This is a genomic window from Azospirillum picis, assembly GCF_017876115.1.
In the GTDB taxonomy this organism is placed as follows: Bacteria; Pseudomonadota; Alphaproteobacteria; order Azospirillales; family Azospirillaceae; genus Azospirillum; species Azospirillum picis.
In genome coordinates this window covers 41,482-59,889 of sequence record NZ_JAGINO010000003.1, presented here as the reverse complement: position 1 = coordinate 59,889, position 18,408 = coordinate 41,482, and the positions used below count along the sequence as shown (strand labels likewise).

Annotated in this window: 16 protein-coding genes; 5 read left to right on the top strand and 11 right to left on the bottom strand. The window is 67.5% G+C overall.

Annotated elements, in window-relative coordinates; translation table 11 throughout:
* Positions 1-6: 6 nt before the first annotated feature.
* From J2850_RS05215 to J2850_RS05195, 6 genes are all read right to left on the bottom strand, one after another.
* Positions 7-1,038: an ABC transporter substrate-binding protein gene (locus J2850_RS05215; RefSeq protein ID WP_209979515.1), complete on the bottom strand. Its 1,032-nt coding sequence runs from the start codon at positions 1,036-1,038 to the stop codon at positions 7-9.
* A 168-nt stretch (positions 1,039-1,206) separates the two neighbouring features.
* Positions 1,207-1,335, bottom strand: coding sequence for a hypothetical protein (locus tag J2850_RS32035; protein ID WP_281414954.1), 129 nt, complete (start codon positions 1,333-1,335; stop codon positions 1,207-1,209).
* 150 nt (positions 1,336-1,485) lie between these two features.
* Complete coding sequence (locus J2850_RS05210; protein WP_209979513.1) at positions 1,486-1,773, bottom strand: DUF1330 domain-containing protein; 288 nt, start codon at positions 1,771-1,773, stop codon at positions 1,486-1,488.
* Positions 1,774-1,881: 108 nt separating this feature from the next.
* A complete protein-coding gene (locus J2850_RS05205) occupies positions 1,882-3,276 on the bottom strand; it encodes an NAD(P)(+) transhydrogenase (Re/Si-specific) subunit beta (RefSeq protein WP_209979510.1) in 1,395 nt (464 codons plus the stop codon).
* A gap of 4 nt (positions 3,277-3,280) precedes the next feature.
* Entirely contained in the window at positions 3,281-3,715 is a 435-nt protein-coding gene (locus tag J2850_RS05200) for an NAD(P) transhydrogenase subunit alpha part 2 (protein WP_209979508.1), read from the bottom strand.
* A gap of 25 nt (positions 3,716-3,740) precedes the next feature.
* Entirely contained in the window at positions 3,741-4,889 is a 1,149-nt protein-coding gene (locus J2850_RS05195) for a Re/Si-specific NAD(P)(+) transhydrogenase subunit alpha (protein ID WP_209979506.1), read from the bottom strand.
* 394 nt (positions 4,890-5,283) lie between these two features.
* On the opposite strand from J2850_RS05195, the gene J2850_RS05190 reads away from it, so the two are divergent.
* The gene (locus J2850_RS05190) at positions 5,284-5,532 is read left to right on the top strand and encodes a DUF2312 domain-containing protein (protein ID WP_209979504.1); all 249 of its coding nucleotides are present in this window, start codon (positions 5,284-5,286) and stop codon (positions 5,530-5,532) included.
* A 45-nt stretch (positions 5,533-5,577) separates the two neighbouring features.
* On the opposite strand, the gene J2850_RS05185 is transcribed toward J2850_RS05190, so the two are convergent.
* Complete coding sequence (locus J2850_RS05185) at positions 5,578-7,827, bottom strand: anthranilate synthase (RefSeq protein WP_209979502.1); 2,250 nt, start codon at positions 7,825-7,827, stop codon at positions 5,578-5,580.
* Positions 7,828-8,084: 257 nt separating this feature from the next.
* The gene (phoU, locus tag J2850_RS05180; RefSeq protein ID WP_209979500.1) at positions 8,085-8,816 is read right to left on the bottom strand and encodes a phosphate signaling complex protein PhoU; all 732 of its coding nucleotides are present in this window, start codon (positions 8,814-8,816) and stop codon (positions 8,085-8,087) included.
* A 210-nt stretch (positions 8,817-9,026) separates the two neighbouring features.
* On the opposite strand from phoU, the gene J2850_RS05175 reads away from it, so the two are divergent.
* Positions 9,027-10,343: a pentapeptide repeat-containing protein gene (locus J2850_RS05175; RefSeq protein WP_209979498.1), complete on the top strand. Its 1,317-nt coding sequence runs from the start codon at positions 9,027-9,029 to the stop codon at positions 10,341-10,343.
* Positions 10,344-10,422: 79 nt separating this feature from the next.
* Here the strand turns inward: J2850_RS05175 and J2850_RS05170 are convergent, their stop codons facing one another.
* Positions 10,423-10,962: a MarR family winged helix-turn-helix transcriptional regulator gene (locus J2850_RS05170; protein ID WP_209979496.1), complete on the bottom strand. Its 540-nt coding sequence runs from the start codon at positions 10,960-10,962 to the stop codon at positions 10,423-10,425.
* A 541-nt stretch (positions 10,963-11,503) separates the two neighbouring features.
* Between J2850_RS05170 and aguB the strand changes: the two genes are divergently transcribed.
* Positions 11,504-12,400 carry an N-carbamoylputrescine amidase gene (gene aguB, locus J2850_RS05165; protein ID WP_209979494.1) on the top strand — a complete coding sequence of 299 codons (897 nt, stop codon included), beginning with the start codon at positions 11,504-11,506 and terminating at the stop codon, positions 12,398-12,400.
* An 80-nt stretch (positions 12,401-12,480) separates the two neighbouring features.
* Here aguB and J2850_RS05160 read toward each other — a convergent pair whose 3' ends face one another.
* The gene (locus J2850_RS05160; protein ID WP_209979492.1) at positions 12,481-12,966 is read right to left on the bottom strand and encodes a putative metalloprotease CJM1_0395 family protein; all 486 of its coding nucleotides are present in this window, start codon (positions 12,964-12,966) and stop codon (positions 12,481-12,483) included.
* A 245-nt stretch (positions 12,967-13,211) separates the two neighbouring features.
* Positions 13,212-14,246 (bottom strand): histone deacetylase family protein, encoded by a 1,035-nt coding sequence (locus J2850_RS05155; RefSeq protein WP_209979489.1) that lies wholly within the window; start codon positions 14,244-14,246, stop codon positions 13,212-13,214.
* Positions 14,247-14,497: 251 nt separating this feature from the next.
* Between J2850_RS05155 and J2850_RS05150 the strand changes: the two genes are divergently transcribed.
* Both J2850_RS05150 and J2850_RS05145 read left to right on the top strand, forming a co-directional pair.
* Positions 14,498-17,560, top strand: coding sequence for an SLBB domain-containing protein (locus J2850_RS05150; protein WP_209979487.1), 3,063 nt, complete (start codon positions 14,498-14,500; stop codon positions 17,558-17,560).
* Positions 17,557-18,354, top strand: coding sequence for a glycosyltransferase (locus J2850_RS05145; protein ID WP_209979485.1), 798 nt, complete (start codon positions 17,557-17,559; stop codon positions 18,352-18,354). Before J2850_RS05150 ends, J2850_RS05145 begins: the two co-directional genes overlap by 4 nt.
* Positions 18,355-18,408 lie beyond the last annotated feature (54 nt).

Genomic DNA, 18,408 nt, shown 5'->3' with positions numbered 1-18,408 from the left:
CGCGACTCACTTGGCCGCCGCGGCGTCATAGAAGCTGAAGTCGAAGGCCTCGGCCACCGGCACCGTCTCGCTGGCCGACCCGATTTCCTTGGTGTAGGCCATCATCTGCTCGACCGCCGGCACGACCTTGTGCGGGTCGGCGACGAAGTTGGACCCCGGCCCCTTGAAGGCGGCTTCGAGCGTCGCCGGCTCCAGCAGGCCCTTGCCCAGATAGTTGTTCACCAGCTTGGCGGACCCGGCCGGGTCCGCCTTGATCAGATCGACGGCGCGGACATGCGCCTTGATGAGCGCCTTGATGGCCTCCGGGTTCTTCTTCAGCACCTCGCCGCGGGCCGAGACCACCGTGCCGGGTTGGTCCGGGAACATCTGGGCGCCGGTGGCGAGCAGGACGACGCCGGGGTCCATCTGCTGGGTCACGGTCACCGTCGGCTCGCGGATGGTGGCGGCATCGAGTGCGCCGGCCAGCAGCGCCTGCTGGGTCTTCTCAATGCCCATCGGTACGAGTTCGACATCCGCGGGGTCGACCTTCACGACCTTGAACAACCAGTATTTCAGCACGGTATCCGGAACCGAGCCCGGCGGCTGCGTCCCAATCTTGACCTTGCGGCCGGTATCGGCGGCGAACTTCTTGAAACTGTCTGCGGTCGGCTTGTCCCCAACCGCCTTGGCGAAGGCACCACGGCCGGCAACCACCATTTCCTCCACCGCCGAATTCGCGATGACGGAGATGTCCACACCCTTGGTGCGGGCAACCAGAACCGGCGCCACGCCGGCATAGAGCAGGTCGATCTGACCGGCCGCCATGGCCTGGATGGCATGCGGACCCGACTCGAACCGGGTCAGCTTCAGCTCGATCCCGGCCTCTTTCGCCCATCCCTTGCCGTCGACGATGAACAGCGGGGATGCCGCCAGGATCGGGATGTAACCGATCTCCAGCTTCACCGGATCAGCGGCACGGGCGATGCCGGGCACCGCGGCGGCAGCCGACGCCAGGGCGATCAGGGCGGCAAGGGTGGAGCGGCGGGTCAAGCGGAGCATCGGATCATCCTCGGCTGGGTTTCCGACGCTATTTAGCACGAACAGGGTGCGGGGGAAGAGTTGTTTTCACATAATTGCCGAAGAGAATTGGGTATATAGCGCTTCCCAATTGTGATTTATGGCGCCCACCCCGGCATGTTTTTGGATCGAGCCAACCCGCCGCGGCTGTCAGGCTTCGGCCAGCAGATAGAGGGACACGCCGCACAGCAGGAGGCCGACCAGCAGGATCGCCAAGGCGATGCGGGTCCACAAGGCGATCTGCGAATCGGCGGGTTCGCTATCGTCGAACTTGTCCATGGCGCCGGCTCCCTCAGGCGAGCCGTCCGTCGTGTCCGGCCGGCTTCCGGTGCCTAGCGTTAGCAGGGCCGTGTTGCCGGCGTGTGTCCGACTTCGGTCCTTGTGTAATCGACGGTAACGTGTAACCGACGGTGCCCGCCGTCTTCGCCGCTACAGTCCGGCGACCACGATCATCCTGAAGTCGGCGGCGTCGCGTCGGGCCTCGCGGGCGCGCACATAGGCCGGACTGTCGTAGAAGGCGAGTGCGGCGGCCATGTCGGGGAATTCGAGGATCACCACGCGATTGGGCAGCCAATCGCCTTCCAGCACCGCCGTCTCGCCGCCACGGCTGAGAAAGCGGCCACCGGCCTTGGCGACCGCATCGGGAGAGAGGGACTTGTAGACCTCATAGGCGACAGGATCGGTCACACGGACATCCGCGATGATGTAGGCAGTCATGGCTCCGGATCCTTATCGGTGCGGTGAGCGAAAAAAAAGGCGCGTGGAGCCTCGCTCCCCGCGCCCTGTCCTGTCAAACCGTCTTGCCGACCGGACTTTGACGGCTGGTCAGGCCTCCATCGCCTTGACGACCTCTTCGGTGACCTTCTTGGCGTCGCCAAACAGCATCATGGTGTTGGGGCGGAAGAACAGCTCGTTCTCGACGCCGGCATAGCCGGCCGCCATGCCGCGCTTGATGAAGAACACCGTCTTGGCCTTCTCGACGTCGAGGATCGGCATGCCGTAGATCGGGCTGGCCGGGTCGGTCTTGGCCGCCGGGTTGGTCACGTCGTTGGCGCCGATGACGAAAGCCACGTCGGCCGTGCCGAAGTCGCGGTTGATGTCCTCCAGCTCGAACACCTCGTCGTAGGGCACGTTGGCCTCGGCCAGCAGCACGTTCATGTGGCCCGGCATGCGCCCCGCCACCGGGTGGATGGCGTACTTCACGTCGACACCCTCGTGCTTCAGCACGTCGGCCATCTCGCGCAGCGCATGCTGGGCCTGGGCAACCGCCATGCCGTAGCCGGGAACGATGATGACGGACTGGGCGTTCTTCATGATGTAGGCGGCGTCCTCGGCCGAGCCGGCCTTCACCGAGCCCTGCGGCCCCTTGGCCGCACCGCCGGCAGCCGCACTCTCGCCGCCGAAGCCGCCGAGGATGACGTTGAAGATCGAGCGGTTCATGCCCTTGCACATGATGTAGGACAGGATCGCACCCGAGGAGCCCACCAGCGCGCCGGTGATGATCAGCAGGTTGTTCTGCAGCGTGAAGCCGATGCCGCAGGCCGCCCAGCCGGAATAGCTGTTCAGCATCGAGATCACCACCGGCATGTCGGCGCCACCGATCGGTAGGATCAGCAGGAAGCCGAGCGCCAGGGCCACCAGGACGATCAGCCACATGGCGGCGGACGAGTTCGACTGCACCAGCCAGATGATCAGGATGAGCGTCAGCACGCCGAGCGCCGCGTTCAGCGGGTGCTGCATCGGGAAGACCAGCGGCTTGCCGGTGACCAGACCCTGGAGCTTGGCGAAGGCGACGATGGAGCCGGTGAAGGTGATGGCGCCGATGGCGGTGCCGAGCGCCATCTCGACCAGCGAGCCCTTGGCGATGGCGCCGCGCACGCCGATGCCGTAGGCCTCCGGCGAGTAGAAGGCGGCAAGCGCCACGAACACCGCCGCGAGGCCGACCAGCGAGTGGAAGGCTGCGACGAGCTGCGGCAGCGCCGTCATCTCGATCTTCTTGGCCACGACATAGCCGATGGCGCCGCCGATGGCGATGCCGAGCACGATCATCCAGTAGGACTGGACGATGGGCGAGGCCAGCGTGGTCAGGATGGCGATGGTCATGCCGACCATGCCGTAGATGTTGCCCTGGCGCGAGGTCTCCGGGCTGGAAAGCCCGCGCAGCGCCATGATGAAGCAGATCGACGCGACGAGATAGAGAAGGGCCGACAAGGTTTCCATGGTCTTACTTGCCCTTCTTCTTGAACATGGAGAGCATGCGCTGGGTCACCAGGAAGCCGCCGAAGATGTTGACGCTTGCCAGGATGACGGCGAGGAAGCCGAGGACCTTGGAGAAGCCCCCATCGCCAAAGATTGGGCCTGCGGGGCCGGCGGCGATCAGGGCGCCGACGATGATGACCGACGACACTGCATTGGTGACGGCCATCAGCGGCGAGTGCAGCGCCGGGGTGACGCGCCAGACGACGTAGTAGCCGACGAAGCAGGCGAGCACGAGCACCGTCAGGCCGGTGACGAAGAAGCTGCCATGGCCGCCGGCGGCCTCGGCGACGGGCTGGGCCGAGTGGGCGACTTGGGCGGCGAGCTGGTCGGCCTGCTGGCTGAGCGCGGCGAGGTTCGCCTTGAGCTCGGCAATACGGGCGGACAGTTGGGTCTGATCCATTGCGATAGTCTCCTCGGGCGCCCGGTCAGCCGGCGAAGGCGGGATGGACGACGGCGCCGTCGCGGGTCAGCGCGATGGCCTTGACGATCTCGTCGTCCCAGTTGACGGCCACGCCGGTTTCTTTCCCGTGCAGCGCCGTCAGCAGCGCCAGCAGGTTCTTGGCATAGAGCAGCGAGGCGCTCTCGGCGATGCGGCTGGCGTAGTTGGCATGGCCGACGATCTTCACGCCGTTGGCCGTGGTCACCACCTCGCCCAGCTTGGAGCCCTCGACGTTGCCGCCCTGCTCCACCGCCAGGTCGATGATCACCGAGCCCGGCTTCATCGACGCCACATGCTCCGCCGTCACCAGGATCGGCGCCTTGCGGCCGGGGATCAGCGCCGTGGTGACGACGATGTCCTGCTTCCTGATGTGCTCGGCGACCAGCGCCGCCTGCTGGCGCTTGTAGTCGTCCGACATCTCCTTGGCATAGCCGCCGGCGGTCTCCGCTTGGCGGAACTCGTCGTTCTCCACCGCGACGAAGCTGCCGCCCAGCGACTGCACCTGCTCCTTCACCGCCGGGCGCACGTCGGTCGCCGAGACGATGGCGCCCAGCCGCTTGGCGGTGGCGATCGCCTGGAGGCCGGCGACGCCGACGCCCATGATGAAGGCGCGCGCCGGCGGCACCGTGCCGGCGGCGGTCATCATCATCGGAAAGGCCCGGCCATATTCGGAGGCGGCATCGACCACCGCCTTGTAGCCGGCGAGGTTGGCCTGGGAGGACAGCACGTCCATGACCTGGGCGCGGGTGATGCGCGGCATGAACTCCATGGCGAAGGCGTTGACGCCGGCATCGGCGTAGGCCTTCACGTGGTCGCGGCTGTTGTGGGGATTGAGGATGGCGAACAGCAGCGCGCCCCTGGCGATCAGCGCCAGTTCGTCCAGTTCCCCTTCGCCGGCGATCAGCGGGCGCTGCACCTTCAGCACGATGTCGGCGCCGGCCAGGGCCGAGGCGGCATCGGCGGCGATGGACGCCCCGGCCGCCTCGTAGGCGGCGTCGGTGATGCTGGAGCCGAGGCCGGCCCCGCTCTCCACCACGACGTCCAGTCCCAGCCCCTTCAGTTTCTTCACCGTTTCCGGTGAGGCGGCCACGCGAAGCTCGCCAGCACGTCGCTCCTTTGGAATGGCGACTTTCATTAATGCAACTCCCCTGCCTCGAATACGCCGACCCCGGCACCCCCGTTGGGCCATCGGCTAAGACGACGCGCATACATGCCGGATTCGTGTGACTTTGTGAAGCCGAACACACCGATGGTAATACCAGCCTATCCACCGCATCGCAACAAAGGGAATAACGCCCTTGTTCAATCGTATGATTGTTTCCGACGTCGAGACAAAACGGACATGAGCTGTTCACATACGTCTTGATTATCGACCCTCGTGCGCCGGCAGCCGCGACGCTGCGCCGCAGGCCGGACGCGATGTCACCGGTGAGCGCGGCTGCGGTGCGCATCGTCCGCTTGCCATTCCTTCCGCCCGCCGATATCGTCCCGCCCCGTTTCCGAACACCCCCATCGTTTGAGGTTATGCCATGTCCGACGTCGGCGGCATCGCGGCGGATCGCCTGAAATCCTTCGTCGAGCGCATCGAGCGTCTCGAAGAGGAAAAGCGCGGCCTGCAGGAAGACATCAAGGAAGTCTACGCCGAGGCCAAGGGCACCGGCTTCGACACCAAGATCATCCGCCAGATCATCCGTCTGCGGAAAATGGACAAGGCCGACCGCCAGGAACAGGAAGCCATCCTGGAGCTCTACAAGGAAGCGCTCGGCATGCTGGAATAACGGGTTCCCCCGTCATTCCAGCTTCTTCCTCTCGAAGCGGCGGCCTCAGGCCGCCGCTTCGCGTTCAAGCTCCGGTGTCCACCGACGCCCGGCGAGCGCCGCCATGGCGTTGCCGACCAGCGCCAGCCCATGCCCGCCATCCTGGGTCAGGATCGATTCCGGATGGAATTGGACGGCGGCGATCGGCAGCGTCCGGTGTTCGATCGCCATGACGACGCTGTCCCCGGCGTCCGCGGTCACGCGCAGCACCGGCGGCAGGCTGCCGCGTCGCGCGACCAGCGAGTGGTAGCGTCCGACCCGCATGCCGGCCGGCAGCCCGGTGAACAGGCTGCCCTCCTGGTGGCTCAGTTCGGACGACTTGCCGTGCATCGGCTCCGGCAGGCGGTCCAGCGACGCACCGAAATACTCCGCCACCCCCTGCAGCCCCAGGCAGACGCCGAAGACCGGCACGCCGAGGTCGAGCGCCGCTCCGATGGTGCCGCAGACGTCGAAATCCTCCGGCCGTCCGGGTCCCGGCGACAGAACCAGCAGATCCGGCGGCTCGTCACGCAGGGCCGATCGCGCGTGGGTATGACGCAAGGTCATCACCCTCGCCCCCGTCTGGCGGAAATAGTCGGCAAGGGTGTGGACGAAGCTGTCGTCATGGTCGACCAGCAGCACCCGCCGTCCCTGTCCGGGCAACATCCCCGCGGACGCCGCCATGCCGGGCGATGATACGATGGTCGCAGACGGCCCGACCGGGTTCGTCCTGCCATGCACCGCATCGCGGAAGGCGGAAGCCTTCAGGCGGCATTCGGCGTCCTCGGCATCGGGATCGCTGTCCGACAACAGGGTGGCACCGGCCCTGACATAGGCGACGCCGTCCTTCATGCGGATGGTGCGCAGGGTCATGCCGGTGTCCATGCCGCCGTCGAAGCCGATGCGACCGAATGCACCGCCATACCAGCGCCGCGGCGAACGCTCGGTGTCCTCCAGGAACTGCATCGCCCAACGCTTCGGCGCCCCCGTCACCGTCACCGCCCAGCAATGGGTAAGGAAGGCGTCGAGGGAGTCGAAGCCCTCGCGCAGGCGCCCCTCCACATGGTCGACGGTATGGATAAGCCGGGAATAGAGTTCTATCATCCGCCGGCCGACGACACGCACCGAACCGGGCTCGCACACCCGCGCCTTGTCGTTGCGGTCGACGTCGGTGCACATGGTCAGTTCGGCGGCATCCTTGGCGGAATTCAGCAGCGTCAGGATCTGGGCCGAGTCGCCCAGCGCATCGGCGCCGCGCGCCACCGTGCCGGAAATCGGGCAGGTCTCCACCCGGCCACGGCTGACACGCACATACATCTCCGGACTGGCGGCGACGAGGAACTCGCCGTCGCCGAGGTTGATCAACGCCTCGTAGGGGGCCGGGTTGGCAGCGCGCAGCCGGCGGAAGACGGTGGACGGACTGTCCGAACAGGGTTCCGCGAAGGTCTGGCCGGGGACCACCTCGAACAGGTCTCCACGACCGAACGCCTCCTTCGCCGCCTCGACCACCCGCTGGTACTCGCCGGGGGCGTGGTCGCAGCCGCCCACGGCACCAACCACGCGCCGATAGCCGTGACTGCGCCCGCCGCCAGCGACGCCGAGGGTCGAGACGCCATCGACCGTGAATTCGTAGCTGAAGCGCCGCGCCACCCCCGCGGCATGGTCCACCACCAGCAGGCGGTCCGGCAGATACAGCACCAGGTCCCGCTGGTCGTCGGGCCGGTCCAGCCGTTTGCGGACCGGTTCGAACTGGAAGGCGAGATCATAGCCGAAGGCGCCGTACAGGCCGAGGAACGGCTCGTCCTCGACCTCGAACAGCGCCATCAGGGCCCGCAGCACGCTGAAGACCGAGGGCTGGCGGCTGCGCTCCTCCTCGGCGAACACGCCGACGGCGCGGCGGACCAGCATGGTGACGCGAGAGGGCGCTGCTTCCAGACCGGCCAGCGCCTCGTGCGACCGCAGGGCTTCCGCCACCGCCGGCAAAAGCAGCGCGCCACGCCGGTTCAGGGCATCGATGCGGACGGTGCGGCCACGGGCGGTCACCGCCAGCGGCGGGTCGACGAACCCGAGCGCCTGACGGCGATACCGGCCGGGGGCTTCCACCCCGCCGGACAGCAGCAGGCCGCGGCACTGGTCGAGCGCCCCGGTCAGGTCGTCGAGCGCTTCGGCGGCGGCGACCGGTTCGGCGCTGCGGGAAAGACCGATGCCGCCTCCGGTGCGGCGGGCGAAGGGCGCGAGAAGGGTCGGGTCGGCCAGGAAAAGGTCGGACGGAAGCATGATCGTTCGGGCTCCGGTATCGGGGTCATCCTGTGGAGGGACGCCGTCCGGTGCTTCCGCCTGTCTGGTCCGATTTCGCTCCGACCGCATGGGTCAGGAAAAAGGCCGCTCCGGATGCACCGGGCGGCCTTTTCGTTCAATCCACGCTCATGCGCGTCGCCAGGCCGGCCCGTTTGAGACGGGCCACCACCAGCGGTGCGACGGCAGGGAGCAGGTCATGTTCATGGCGGTCAGCGCACCACAAGGCTCCCGACCTGTCAAGCCCCGCCTTCAGAGAAGCCCGGCGGCGGTGCGACGGCGTAGCTGCTGAGATCCTCCTTGCGGCGTTCCTCCGCCGGCAGGCGCCCCTTGACCATGAAACTGACATTCTCGGCGACGTTGGTGGCGTGATCGCCGATGCGCTCGATGGACTTGGCGGCGAACAGCAGGTGGGTGCAGCCGGTGATCTGGAGCGGCGTCTCCATCATGTAGGTCAGGAACTCACGGAACAGGCTGGTATAGGCCGCATCGACCTCGCCGTCGCGGTCGCGGATGGAGGCTGCGAGATCGGCGTCCTGTTCGGCATAGGCGCGGCGCATGTCCGCGATCATCTCCTGCACCAGGCGCCCCATCCGCAGGAGCGAGGCGGCCGGCGGCGCCACCGGAAGCGCCGACAGTGTGACGGCGCGCTTGGCGACGGAACCGGCGAAATCACCCATCCGCTCCAGATTGGAGACGATCTTCAGGGCCGCTACGACTTCGCGCAGATCCTTCGCCATCGGTTGGCGCAGGGCAAGGAGACGGAGGGTCATCGCCTCCACCTCCATTTCCAGCCGGTCGACCTCGGCGTCGCCCTTGACCACCTCCGCCGCGATGTCGGAATTGGGTCCGGCGATCGCATCCAACGCCAGCGCGAACTGCCGTTGCACCAACTCGCCCATCCGGTCGATCGTCGACCGAAGTGCAGTCAGTTCGGCGTCGAACGCCGAGAGCGTATGTCCAGCGGACATGCTTCCCATCCTTCGTCTATCCTGCCGTCTATCCTGCCGGCCGGTTCAGCCGCCCCGCAGATGGGGCGGCCTGCGCGCCTCGCCAAGCCGCATTCCGGCCGAACGCCAGCCCGGTCACGAAAACTGACGGCGCCTTAACCTTTGGCATAGATTATTTCCGGATATTGGTCCATCCATGCCGATCCTGGCAAGACAGACCGGACGAAGCCGATGACGCCGCACGAGTTGGTCGCCGTGCTGGAAAAGCACGAGCGTTGGCTGAAGAACAAGCCGGGCGGCGCACGCGCCAACCTGACCATGGCCAACATGGAGGGGTCGAACCTGTCGGGAGTCAACTTGGCCCAGGGCAAGCTGTCGGGCGCCAAGCTCGCCCACTGCGACCTGTCCAACGCCAACCTGAGCACCGCCGACCTGTTCGCCGCACACCTCACCAAGGCCGACCTGTCGGGCTGCAACCTGTACCGGGCGGACCTGCGCGGCGCGCACATGCGGGGCGCGAAGATGAAGCGCGCCATCCTCAAGGAGGCCGACCTGCGCGGCGGCGCCCTGCTCTACGGCGGCCCGCACGGCGGAAAGAATGGCGGTAACGGGCTGGACTTCGTCCGCTCCGACCTCGCTGGCAGCGACTTCGACGACGCCTCGCTGACCAACGCCAACCTCTCGGGCGCCGATCTCACCGACGTGTCCATGAACGGCGCGGACTGCGAGGGCGCACTGCTGACGGGCGCCACGCTGATGCGCGCCAGCATGAAAAGCTGCAATCTCGCCCGTGCCGATCTGCGCGGCAGCAATCTGTCGGGCGTGAACCTGCAAGGAGCGGTGCTGCGCGACGCCAACCTGACCGGTGCCGTCCTGGTCGGCGCCAACCTGCGCAATGCCGACCTGCATGGTGCCAAGCTGGAAGGGGCCGACCTGAGCGGCGCCGACACCACGGGCGCCAATCTGGCAAGGTCGGCGGAAAATTTCTCGGTCCAGATCCAGCAGGCCCTGCACAGCCACTACACCTGGATCAACACCAACGGCACCATGGGCGCCCGCGCCGACCTGACCGGCGCCGAACTCAGCCACATCGATCTTTCCGGCGTAAACCTCTCCGGTGCTAACCTGAGACGAGCCAACCTCACCGGCGCCAAGCTGCGCGAAGCGTTGCTGATCATGTGCGACATCTCGGAGGCGGTGCTGGCAGGCGCCGACCTGACCGGCGCCATCCTCGACGGCGCCAACCTGCGCGCCGCCACCCTCGAAAACGCGCGGCTGGACGGTGCCGGTATCGGCTGGGTCGACATCAAGGGGCCGGATGGGCAGCCGACCGGGCGGCTATGGGCGGCGAACCTGACCGGCGCCAAGCTGACCGGCACGTCTTGCGTCCGCACCAACCTGCGCGGCGCCAATCTGGCGGATTGCGACTTCAGCGGCGCCGACCTGACGGGCGCCATCCTGAGCGACGCCAATGTCCGCGACGCCCGCTTTTCGGGCGCCAACCTGACCGGCGCCAGCCTGCCCCCTCCCCCCGATCCGGACGATTGACCGGAAAGGCGGGCGTTTGGACGGACCGGGGAGGGAACGAACAAGCGTCCGCGGCCCGCTTCCGGGCCGCAGGCTCCGATCAATCCTTGAAGTCCCCGTCACCGGCGATGGCGGCGGAGCCGAAGCTGGAGGACGAGGCGGCATTGAGGTTGGCACCGACGCGGCGCAGGACGTCGAGAGTGCGCGCCAAGTCATCCGGATCAATGCCCTGGATGGCGATCTCGTTGATCTCGTCGGCGGTCGGCATCATCGCATCGCGCAGCGCGCGCCCCCTTTCCGTCAAGAAGATGTTCATCTTCCGCCGGTCGTCGCTGTTGCGCACGCGCTGCACCAGCCCCTGGCTTTCCATCACGTTGACGGCGGTAACGGTGGTTGGCTCCATCATGCCGACCCGGTGACTCAGTTCCCGCTGGGTCAGGCCGTCCTCATCCCACAGCGCGCGCAGGAAGAACCATTGGCCCATGCTGACGCCGGACTGCGCGATTCGCAGTTGCAGGGCGCGGGCGAAGGCACGGTTCACGGTCCGGACGACGAAAGACAACGCACCGTCGGCCGCTCCCGCCACGCCATCCGGCTCCCCCGGAGCCTCCGGCTCCCACCCCTTGACAGACGCCCGCATACCGACAATCTCTCTATCGTCGTTCCTATGACTGCAGCCATTCCAACCGACAAGCTCCACACACATCGGTCATTCCGCCGAAAGTCGCGTTTGCCGAGCCTTCCTTCGGACCCACGCCACATTCTGATCGTATGTAAGCGGCTGCACCATCCAATCATAACGCTCTGCCCTGAAAGCGCAAATCAATTGCGTAACCCAAGCTCAACGACATGCAATGATATGTCGCACTGCAGCAGCGAAAGCGCCGGGATTTTCAAACGAAACACGCCTCCCGACTCTTGGAATTACCACGTTATGCCGTATCGATCCTTTTCCTCCGGGTAACAGGTTCCATATCCGCATATGGGTGACGGAATGACCATTTCATTTTTGTGCTTGAATATTTGACGTCCCGCTTCGGGAAAGCGATCAATTGTGAACATTTTGCAAATATTTTAGCAATTCCTTGAGTCCCTTCGTTCCGGGTGCGACCTTTAGCCACACAATCTCGCCGGGTTCACCCTCGCGCCGACACAGTTCAACACAGGAGCCAGCACCGCCGATGACCGTAACCTCGTCCCGCATCGTAACCGTGGCCGCAACCCAGATGGCTTGCAGTTGGGATCGCGCCGGCAACGTCGACGGTGTCGAATCGCTGATTCGCGAAGCCGCCGGTCGGGGAGCCCAGATCATCCTGCCGCAGGAGCTGTTCGAAACGCCCTATTTCTGCAAGGACCAGAAGCAGTCGCTGTTCGAACTCGCCGCGCCGGCCGACGATCATCCGGTGATCGGGCGGATGCAGGCGCTGGCGCGGGAACTGTCCGTCGTCATTCCGGTCAGCTTCTTCGAAAAGGCCCGCAACGCCTATTACAACTCGCTGGCCATGGTCGACGCAGACGGCAGCCTGCTCGGCGTCTACCGCAAGTCCCACATTCCCGACGGCCCCGGCTATCAGGAGAAATTCTATTTCAGCCCCGGCGATACCGGCATTCCCGTGTTCAAGACACGCTATGCCACGGTCGGATGCGCGATCTGCTGGGACCAGTGGTTCCCGGAAACTGCGCGCGTCATGGCGCTGAAGGGGGCCGAGATCCTGCTCTATCCCACCGCCATCGGCTCGGAGCCGCAGGATGGGTCGATCGACAGCCAGGGCCATTGGACGCGGGTCATGCAGGGCCATGCCGGCGCCAACCTGATGCCTCTCGTCGCTTCCAACCGCGTCGGGGTGGAGCAGGGGGATAGCTGCTCGCTGACCTTCTACGGCTCGTCCTTCATCGCCGGCCCGCAGGGGGAGATCGTGGCCCAGGCCGACCGGGAAAGCCGGACGGTCCTGACCGCCAGTTTCGACCTCGACCGCATCGCCGCCCAGCGCGCGTCCTGGGGACTGTTCCGCGACCGCAGGCCGGATCTGTATGGCGCCCTCCTGACCCTGGACGGCGAGACGACCCCTCGCCGCTGACCCTCGCCGCAGAGCATCCGGCCAAGTGCGGGAGCCCGCAGCCGCGCCGTCGGGCTGGCCGGGCTCCCGCGCCTGACGCATCAAACGGTCAGCATGGTTCCTTGGCCCGGCCGCTGCGCAAACCCGGCACCGGCGCCCGGCAGTGCCTGGGCGGCCCCATAGGCCGCCAACGCCCGCATGGCACCGCCATCGGCACCGGCCGTGCCGGTGGCTCGCCGCTGTTCCGACTGCGCCTGCTGCCGCGCAGCGTCGGCCTGGGTCGCAACCCGCAGGTCCTGAGGCGAGGGATCCGCGGGAGCGAGGGCGGCAGCCTTCACCTGCTCCATCTTGTCGATCGTCGCCGCCGGATCAGCTTCACGGCTGGCGTCGATCGGCACCTCGCCCGCGGTGGCGTAGCTCTTGCCGTCCGGGCCGCGGGTGTAGGTGAAGGATGCGCCGCCGGCGTGGCTGCCGCCGGCTGCCTGGTGCGCGGCCTCGTGCTGGCGGACTGTCCTATCCGCCTGCTTCAGCGCTCGGAGTTGCTGCTGCGCCGCCTCGGACAAGGTGACCGTGTCGCCGGACGGCATCCTGCCGGAACCGGCGGCCGGCCCGTGTCCGGCTTTGCCGTCGCGGCTCCGGGCAACCGCCGGCGGCCCGTCGACGGGCCGGGCCTGGCCACGCGGGTCGGGAACGGATGTACGCGCCCATGCAGAAACGGAGATGTCCGCGACCAACGGCCGTCCCCTCGCCAGCAAGCAGGACTTGTTGCAAAGCTAGAGCGAATCGGCCGCTGCGGCAACGACGCCGCCGCGGCACGGTCCGCTGACACCGGTCATGCCTCCAGGAAGCCGGTCAGCACGTTGGCGACGTTGACGCCGAGATCGTCGACCGCATAGCCACCCTCCATCACGAACAAGGTCGGCAGGCCCATGCCGGCAATCGCCGCGCCCATGCGCAGGAAGTCTTCCGACAGCAGCCGGAAACGGGAAATCGGGTCGCCGCCGTAGGTGTCGGCCCCAAGCGACACGACAAGCGCATCGGGAGCGAAGGCCCCGATGCGTCCGGCTGCGGTTGCCAGTGCCTGCGCATAACCGTTCCAGTCGGTACCCCAGGGCAACGGCAGGTTCAGGTTCGCCCCCTCGCCGGCCCCGCCGCCGCGTTCATCGGCATGGCCGCAGAAGTAGGGAAACTCATCGGCGGGATCGGCGTGGAGAGACACGAACAGGACGTCGCCGCGATCCCAGAAGATCTCCTGCGTGCCGTTGCCATGGTGATAGTCGACGTCCAGCACCGCCACCCGTGCGGCACCGCCGTCGCGCAGCGACTGGGCGGCGACCGCGGCGTTGTTCAGGAAGCAGTAGCCGCCGTAGAAGGCACGGCCGGCATGATGTCCCGGCGGACGGCAGAGCGCAAAGGCGCTGCGGTCGCCCTCGCGCAACCGACCGGCGCCGGTCAGCGCGCAGTCGGCGGCGGCCGTCGCCGCGCGCCACGTGCCGGCGGTGATCGGTGTGCCGGCATCGAAGGAGTAGAAACCGAGTCGTCCATCGATGGACCGGGGCACCGACCGCCGCGTCATGCCGGGCGCGACCCAGTTCAGCGGCAAGGCGTCGATCTCGGCGCCATGCTCCACCACCCATTCGTCCCAGGCCGACTGGAGGAAGCCGAGATATCCCGCATCGTGAACCCGTTCCAGCGGAGCGAGGCCGTGGCGGGACGGCTCGACCACCGGCCCCAGCCCGACGACGTCGATCCTGGCATGCACGATGTCGGCGCGCGAGGGCTTCTCATAGCAGGGGACGAGTTGGCCGTCGTTGAGTTCCGACCTGCCGGCCTGTAACCGGTGCTCTTCGCTGTAGATGACGATCACGCCGCTGTTCCCTTGGCTTGATGTCCGCCTGTGGTGCCGCGGGGGTGCGGGCGGACGGCGGTGGCGACATCCTATCGCCGCCGTGGCGTCCGTGAACCCCGGCTCTTTTGCATGGCGCCCCGGACGGTGGGCATTGCCTTCCGGAGACATGCACGCAATAGTGTTTTGAATTCGCAGATTCCGAACAGGTAATAGAAAACAGGGAAACCCGACATCCGATGCTTGCTGCTGCTTGCAGGATACTCGCCTTGATGGCGGCGGTGACTCCGCTGTCATGGGCGTGCGAAGCGCTGCCGGCCGAGGCACCGCCCGCCGGGCGGGCCTTGTCGCCGCAGCGCACGGCGTCACCCTACCAGAAGCCGGCAGGCGCCGCGTCCCGATCACTTCTACCCTCCGCGTCGGCGCTGAAGCTGCCACCGCCCTCGCCGCTCGAGTCCGCCTTCTCCGCCCGTGCTGCGGAGCCGCTGCGCCAATTCGGCTACGACCTGTTCCTGCCCGGTGGGGAAAGCGGCTTTGGCGATGCTGCCGTTCCCGGTGCCGTTCAGGGGGACTACGCGCTCAACAGCGGCGACGTCCTCCAGGTGACGCTGCGCGGCCAGAAATCCTTCAGCAAGCCATTCACGATCGACCGGGATGGCCGGCTGGTGATCGACGAGTTGAGGCCGGTCGCCGCCGCCGGCCTGACGCTGGACGACCTCCGCAGAGAGTTGACGGTGGCGGTGTCCGCGACCTGGCCCAACACCGAGGCGTTCGTCTCGCTGGCGGAGATGCGGCGGATCGCTACCCTGGTCACCGGGGCGGTGCGCCGGCCGGGCCGGCAGGAGGTCAGCGCCTTCGCAACGGTGCTGGACGCCCTTTCGGCCGCCGGCGGGGTCGAACGCAACGGCTCCCTACGCACCGTCATGCTGGTGCGCGGCGGACAGAAGATCATCGTCGATCTTTATGCCCTGCAGGTCGCCGGGAGCCGTGATGCCGGCAATGCCGACCTGCGCCTGCGCGACGGCGACCGGCTGTTCGTGCCTCCGCTCGGGCCGACGGTGGCCGTCGCCGGATCCGTCAAGCACCCGGGCATCTACGAGTTGCCGCCGGGAGCGGCTCCCCATTCCGCTGCCGAGCTGCGCGACTTGGCCGGTGGGCCGCTGCGCCCGGGTGGGTCGCGGCTGCTGCGCTTCGGCATCGGTCCGTCGGGGGAGGAAGCGACCGACGAGATTGCGGATCCCGACGCTCGGCGGTTCGGCGACGGCGACCTTCTGGTGCTGACGCCACGGCGGGAAGACCGCCGCGGCGAGGTCAGGCTGGAAGGGCATGTCCTGCGCCCCGGCCCGCGCGCGCTGTCCCGTACCGGGACGCTGGCCGATCTGGTCGACCGCGCCGACCTGCGCCCTGCGCCCTATCTGCCCTTCGCCGTGCTGGAAACCACGGATGCCACGACCGGCGCCCGGCTGCTGCTGCCGGTCGATCTGGCGGCCGTGCTGCGAGGGCGCGACCGTCGGCGGCTGGCCGATGGCGACACCCTGTATGTGCTGGGAACGGAAGACGTCGATTTCCTGACCTCCGAATCCGTGCTGGCCCTGCTCGGTGGCGAGCGTCAGGCGTCGGCGGATGCCTGCGACGGGCTGGTGGCGCTGGCACGCGCATTGGCGGCCGAGCCGGACGGCCCCCTGGCCGCTGGCCCGCAAGCGGCTGCGGCGGCCCGCCTGGCGGGAGCCCGCAGCCCCTGCCCGCCCCTTTTCACGGAACTCCCCGACCTGCTGCCTCTGGCGATCCGCCACTCCGTTCTGAAGCTGTCCGGAAGTCCGCGTCCCGGTTTCTATCCCGTAGCCGGCGCTCAGGTCACCGGCGGCAAGGCGATGGCCGGGGCGCCGGGGCGGGGTGGCGGCGAGGCGATCATCGAATCCAGTACGGCACGCTACGAACTGGTCGGCCATGTCCGGCATCCCGGCACCCGGACCCTGACCTCCGGCACCACGCTGCGTGGCGCGCTGGCCGGCAAGGAGGTTCAGCGTGACCTCTATCCGCTGCTGGGCATCATCGAGCGGTTCGATCGGCGATCGCTTTCCCGGGCCTACCTTCCCTTTTCGCCTCAGGAGGTGGCCGGAGGCCGTGCCGACCGCAGTCTGGCCGATGGCGACCGCATCCATCTGTTCGCCCTTCAGGACATCCATGCGCTCGTTCAGCCGGCCGATGCCGAGCCCCGGTCCGGAGACGAAAAGCCGGCGGCGGAAACCGCCAGGCCGACCAGAGGGTCGGCCACCGCGGACACCGCCGAGGAGAATGCGGAGACGGATGACGGCCAGGACGGATTGCCGATGCTGGCCGCCCTGCTCGACCCCGGCATCCTGTCGGTGATCCGCGAACGGACGGTCGAAGTGCGCGGCGCGGTGCGCGAGCCGGGTGGCTATCCGGTGGCGGACCGTACGCCTTTGTCCGCCCTCCTGACCACGGCGGGCGGCCTCTCGGCCGATGCCGATCCCAGGTCGGTCGAGGTTACCGACGCCGGCGGCACCCGCAGCATCGTCGATCTCGCCCACACGGCCGGCCGGACCGTCGGACCCGGGGACGCCGTGCGGGCCAATCCGCGCCCGAAGGTATTGGAAGCCCGCGCGGTGGTGATGGAGGGTGCGGTGCAACGGCCGGGGCGGTACGACATCGGGCGAGGTGAGACCCTGTCGTCGCTGATCGCCCGCGCCGGGGGGCTTATCGCCGACGCTTACCCGGCCGGCGCCGTGCTGACGCGCGAGAGCGAGCGCCGCCGCGAGAAGGAGCAGTTCAACCGGCAGGCCGACGATCTCGAACGCGGCCAGGCACTGGCGGGAGAGAAGGCCGAGAATGCCACGCTGGTGCGCGAGCTGACCGCCCAACTGCGCAGCGCCAGACCGCTCGGCCGCGTCGTGGTGGAGGCCGACCCGGCCGTGCTGCGCACCCATCCCGAACTGGACCCGCTGCTGGAGCCCGGCGACCGCATCGTCATCCCAAAACGGCCGTTGACCGTCGCAGTGGCGGGCGAGGTGCTGCACCCGACCAGCGCCCAGTTCATCAGCGGCAAGTCGGCGGAGGACTATCTGGCCGAAGCCGGTGGCCCGACCCGCGACGCCGATACCGGCCGCAGCTTTCTGATCCTGCCAGATGGCCGGGCAAGACCGCTGTCGCTCTCCTCCTGGAACCACCGCATGGACGGCATCCCGCCGGGGTCGGTGCTGGTGGTGCCGCGCGATCCGCGGCCCTTCGATGCGCTGGAGATCACCAAGGCCGTCGGCAACATCCTGAGCCAGCTTGCCATCACCGCCGCTTCCGTCTCGGTGATCGCGCGATGAGCCCGACAGTGCGCCATCACCGGCTCGCCATCCTCACCGTGGTCCGCGACGACCGTGCCGGCTTGGCCGACACCTGTGACAGCCTGCGCGGACAACTCGGACCGCAGGTTGCCTGGTTCGTTGCCGACGGTGCCTCAAGCGACGGGACGTCGGAATGGCTGGAGCGCCACGCCGCCCTTATCGACTGGCGGCGGTCGGCGCCCGATTCGGGCATTTACGATGCGATGAATCATGCGCTGGACGCGGCCCGCCGGTCAGGGTGCAGCCATGCCCTGTTCCTCAATGCCGGCGATCGGCTGGCGGACGGCGACACCATAGGGCGGCTGCTGGACGCCATCGGGCGGCACGCTGGAAGCGCCCTGCTGTACGGCGATGCGCTGGAACGGCTGGAGGACGGACGTATCCTGCTGAAGCGCGCGCGCAGCCATCGATTGGCCTCTTTCGGCATGTTCACCCACCATCAGGCCATGATCTACCGAATCGAATGCCTTCAAGGAATTCGGTTCGACACCGGCTTCAGGATCGCCGCGGACTACGCCTTCACCCTTGCCGTGCTGGCCCGCGGCAATGCCGTCCGGCTGCCGGTGGCGGTCTGCCAATTCCGGCATGGCGGGCTTTCACAGCGAGAGGCGGATGAGGGCCGGCGCGAGCAGACGCGCATCCGGCGGGACATGATGGGGTATGGACGTCTGCGTCTGTTGGCAATTGCGTCCGCGCAGCGAACGGCTCTGACCTTCAGGCGTCTGTTTCCTGCAACCTACACGAAATTACGTTTCGAACGCCCGGAAATTTAACGTCTTTTGCACTCGTCTACCCACTTTCATCCAAACGGACCGTTGATGCGCACA

What these genes read in the sequence shown, in the direction of transcription:
- J2850_RS05215 (WP_209979515.1), bottom strand. Translation starts at nt 1,038, where the DNA reads ATGCTCCGCTTGACCCGCCGCTCCACCCTTGCCGCCCTGATCGCCCTG.
- J2850_RS32035 (WP_281414954.1), bottom strand. Translation starts at nt 1,335, where the DNA reads ATGGACAAGTTCGACGATAGCGAACCCGCCGATTCGCAGATCGCCTTG.
- J2850_RS05210 (WP_209979513.1), bottom strand. Translation starts at nt 1,773, where the DNA reads ATGACTGCCTACATCATCGCGGATGTCCGTGTGACCGATCCTGTCGCC.
- J2850_RS05205 (WP_209979510.1), bottom strand. Translation starts at nt 3,276, where the DNA reads ATGGAAACCTTGTCGGCCCTTCTCTATCTCGTCGCGTCGATCTGCTTC.
- J2850_RS05200 (WP_209979508.1), bottom strand. Translation starts at nt 3,715, where the DNA reads ATGGATCAGACCCAACTGTCCGCCCGTATTGCCGAGCTCAAGGCGAAC.
- J2850_RS05195 (WP_209979506.1), bottom strand. Translation starts at nt 4,889, where the DNA reads ATGAAAGTCGCCATTCCAAAGGAGCGACGTGCTGGCGAGCTTCGCGTG.
- J2850_RS05190 (WP_209979504.1), top strand. Translation starts at nt 5,284, where the DNA reads ATGTCCGACGTCGGCGGCATCGCGGCGGATCGCCTGAAATCCTTCGTC.
- J2850_RS05185 (WP_209979502.1), bottom strand. Translation starts at nt 7,827, where the DNA reads ATGCTTCCGTCCGACCTTTTCCTGGCCGACCCGACCCTTCTCGCGCCC.
- phoU (WP_209979500.1), bottom strand. Translation starts at nt 8,816, where the DNA reads ATGTCCGCTGGACATACGCTCTCGGCGTTCGACGCCGAACTGACTGCA.
- J2850_RS05175 (WP_209979498.1), top strand. Translation starts at nt 9,027, where the DNA reads ATGACGCCGCACGAGTTGGTCGCCGTGCTGGAAAAGCACGAGCGTTGG.
- J2850_RS05170 (WP_209979496.1), bottom strand. Translation starts at nt 10,962, where the DNA reads ATGCGGGCGTCTGTCAAGGGGTGGGAGCCGGAGGCTCCGGGGGAGCCG.
- aguB (WP_209979494.1), top strand. Translation starts at nt 11,504, where the DNA reads ATGACCGTAACCTCGTCCCGCATCGTAACCGTGGCCGCAACCCAGATG.
- J2850_RS05160 (WP_209979492.1), bottom strand. Translation starts at nt 12,966, where the DNA reads ATGCCGTCCGGCGACACGGTCACCTTGTCCGAGGCGGCGCAGCAGCAA.
- J2850_RS05150 (WP_209979487.1), top strand. Translation starts at nt 14,498, where the DNA reads ATGGCGGCGGTGACTCCGCTGTCATGGGCGTGCGAAGCGCTGCCGGCC.
- J2850_RS05145 (WP_209979485.1), top strand. Translation starts at nt 17,557, where the DNA reads ATGAGCCCGACAGTGCGCCATCACCGGCTCGCCATCCTCACCGTGGTC.